The organism is Polaromonas sp. P1_G2, assembly GCF_056405515.1.
In genome coordinates, this window is sequence record NZ_JBFUBY010000400.1 from 1 (window position 1) to 2,673 (window position 2,673).

Genomic DNA, 2,673 nt, shown 5'->3' on the forward strand with positions numbered 1-2,673 from the left:
AGATAGCGCTGCAAGTCTTTCTCAAGGAGAAATTCCGAGGAACCTGGTGCAGCCTCCTCACCTTCCTCCTCGTCGACGGCCACAGACGCCTCCTGGCGAGCCACATCGCCGGCAACCATGTCATGGATTGGTGCAGGATCCTTCCCAGGCTCATAAAGGCGGTATTGCCCGGAGGCCACTTTGAACAAGATGTCATCGGTTTCGTTCGTGGCCGGGTGATGAAGCCGGCTAACGTCGTTCGTTGCCGCCTGGACCAGGTGCGCACGAATGCTGCCCGATTTCAATTTTGGGTAATTCGCGGCGAACCATTCGACGGCCTGGGCGATCGTGAAAACTTGCCCAGGCTTCAAGACCCACTCCTGCAGCATGTCTTTGAGCAGCGCTCGGGTGGGTTTTTCGTAAATTTGTTGGCCCATGTGGATTCCCATGAAATGAGGTTCAGGAAGTGGAGGCCGGGGTTTTCCAATAGCCCGTCCTCTCGCACCAATCTTTGTAATCAACGCGCAGTGCCGGCAGCAATTCCTTCATGCTAGGTATTTCGTGGCGTTTGCCAAGCGAGTCCTCGATCAACATCCGCTCGAAGTCGAAAGTGTCGTCTTCGTCGATGCCGACAGCATCGAACTCATTCTTACCTCGCGGCAGATGGGTAACCTTGAAGGTCTTGAATTCGTGCTCCCCAAGCTTGATGCCTGTGTCTTCATAGGTGAGCTGGACCCCGCTTCCAGCGCCAGCCGAGTCCTTTCCCCAAAGCATGACAAGGAATGCTGGTCTCCTTCCTTCGTTCACAACCTTAACCTCGATATAGCCCGGGGCCTGATCAGACTGATACCGCCGTGCCTCGATCCTGAGTTTCGGGCGGTCACGCAAATACCCACGAACTGAGAAGTTGAGGCTCGCCAACGATGCAGCCAAAGCAGCTATAGAAATCCAGTGCGTAGGGGTTAGAGTTGCCAGGGTGGTCATGATCGTGTTGAGCATGCATCGGAGCGTACCAAACAAACCACAGCGAGAAAATATTTTCCGTGAACCCATGTGCACGGCCGTGACCTGGCGTGACTTCGGATGATCCAGCGTGATGCGCCCGGGAAAAGTGAGACTAGATGCCCGCGCCACAAAACGCCGTCGTGACGCCATCATTCAGTTTGGCGCGCTGTTGCGCCGTAAGGAACCTAAATGCTTTTTACCTTTGAGACCCGTACCAGAGAAGAAATTGCTCTGGAAATCCTGCTGCAGGCACGCCGCAATGAGCGCATGACTGGTCTTTGGCCAAAAACCGAGCCCTGCATCATGGCGGACCAACTACCAGGTGGGCATGGCCTGGATCTGAACTGGCGCCTGATCATCCCCTATGGGTGCAGTGAAGATCTTTCGGCGGCGCTCCATGACGCAGCAGCCGCGGTGCAGGTCAAATGGCGTCTGCAGCTGCCCTTTCTCGGCTCGAGTGCGACCGCAGGCTAGTTGTTCGCAACGACGAAGCGAGCATGGACCTGCTTCCAGAGGTCCGGGGCTGTCAGAATCTACAGACGAATCTTTTCTGCCTGATTCCGCTGCTCAATTGAGGCGATTTGTCGCGCACCCAGGGTGATCTACACAAGGCTCAAGAAGAGGTGCGGGGCCTGCGCCCGCTCAAGGATGAACTGGGGTTTGCGCAAAGGCGCGCCGAGGAATTGGGTCGGCGCCTGGTCGAGCAAGACGCGGCCGTCCAGCAGCTCAGTGCCTCGAACAAGAAGTTGCTCGCCAAGGTCGACGAACTGCTCACCGCAAAGCAGCAGTTGCAAGTGGCGCTGGCGACGGCTAGGTCATCCGTCACGGCGCAAGAGCAGCTGGTGGCCAACATGTTGGAGCGCTTCAGCGCGACGGCGTTTGATCCTGAATTGGCTGCGAAAATCCGCCTGAAGGGGCCAGCCAATCGGTTAATAGGGATTCAAAAAAATCAACAGAGACGGGGACTTAGGCCTGTTTGCGCGGAATTCCCAGGAATCACGGCCAACCTCTCATCCTCTTGCTCGGGCTGTACTCGTCCATATTGAGGAGGCGGTTGCCACACTGTCCGCCTAGAATCGATTTGTGGGGTTTGCTCTCCATTTTTATCGAGCTGAACGAAACTCACAAACAACGTTATGTTAGCCGTTATCCCATGGAAGCAGACTTCAAGTTTCATCGTCAGCTCATAACAGTTGCGCAGCATCAGTTCAAGCTGGCAGTAGCGGTGCGCGCGCATTGCACGAGCTCACAACCTAAGAATGCGTTTGCGTATCTGGATACTCTCTCGTTCGGAAAGCACGTTGCGCATTCGAAAGAACTATCGCCAACACAGGATGAAGAGCAGTTCGCGGCGGCGGCGCTGGAGCACTCCGCCACCTATATCATGGCGGTTCAGATCGATACGGCTCTACAGCCTGTCTTTCCCCAGCGTCTATCGCATCTGCGTGAAGATGTTCAGCAGTCAGCGTGGATAGCACGGCTGATTCGTAATGCATTCGCACACGATCCACTCAACCCAGTGTGGCTCACGTATCCGGAGTGCGAGAACCAGATTTTCTCAGTCCAAGAAATCATCACACTGAATACCGCCCAACTCAAAGGCAAGGTATTGCAGCGCATGGACTATGGCGGTCCATTGGCCCTTCTTCGCTTCTCCGAGTTTGTAAAGAGGCGGCTACTGTGCGAATG

Annotated in this window: 5 protein-coding genes; 3 read left to right on the forward strand and 2 right to left on the reverse strand. The window is 55.4% G+C overall.

Annotation, left to right across the window (positions count from 1 at the left end; all coding sequences use genetic code 11):
• Both AC1D0P_RS24205 and AC1D0P_RS24210 read right to left on the reverse strand, forming a co-directional pair.
• On the reverse strand, positions 1–416 hold a 416-nt coding region (locus AC1D0P_RS24205; RefSeq protein WP_477679062.1), incomplete at its 3' end, for a DUF7669 domain-containing protein.
• Between the two features lie 22 nt (positions 417–438).
• Positions 439–978, reverse strand: coding sequence for a hypothetical protein (locus tag AC1D0P_RS24210; protein WP_477679063.1), 540 nt, complete (start codon positions 976–978; stop codon positions 439–441).
• A gap of 195 nt (positions 979–1,173) precedes the next feature.
• Between AC1D0P_RS24210 and AC1D0P_RS24215 the strand changes: the two genes are divergently transcribed.
• From AC1D0P_RS24215 to AC1D0P_RS24225, 3 genes are all read left to right on the forward strand, one after another.
• Positions 1,174–1,458 carry a hypothetical protein gene (locus tag AC1D0P_RS24215; protein WP_477679064.1) on the forward strand — a complete coding sequence of 95 codons (285 nt, stop codon included), beginning with the start codon at positions 1,174–1,176 and terminating at the stop codon, positions 1,456–1,458.
• Positions 1,459–1,565: 107 nt separating this feature from the next.
• Positions 1,566–2,030: a hypothetical protein gene (locus AC1D0P_RS24220; RefSeq protein ID WP_477679065.1), complete on the forward strand. Its 465-nt coding sequence runs from the start codon at positions 1,566–1,568 to the stop codon at positions 2,028–2,030.
• Positions 2,031–2,137: 107 nt separating this feature from the next.
• Positions 2,138–2,673: hypothetical protein (locus AC1D0P_RS24225; RefSeq protein ID WP_477679066.1), on the forward strand; the 536-nt coding region annotated here is incomplete at its 3' end.

Bases quoted from the DNA above. Each gene is read 5' to 3' on its own strand.
- AC1D0P_RS24210 (WP_477679063.1), bottom strand. From the start codon at position 978: ATGCTCAACACGATCATGACCACCCTGGCAACTCTAACCCCTACGCAC.
- AC1D0P_RS24215 (WP_477679064.1), top strand. From the start codon at position 1,174: ATGCTTTTTACCTTTGAGACCCGTACCAGAGAAGAAATTGCTCTGGAA.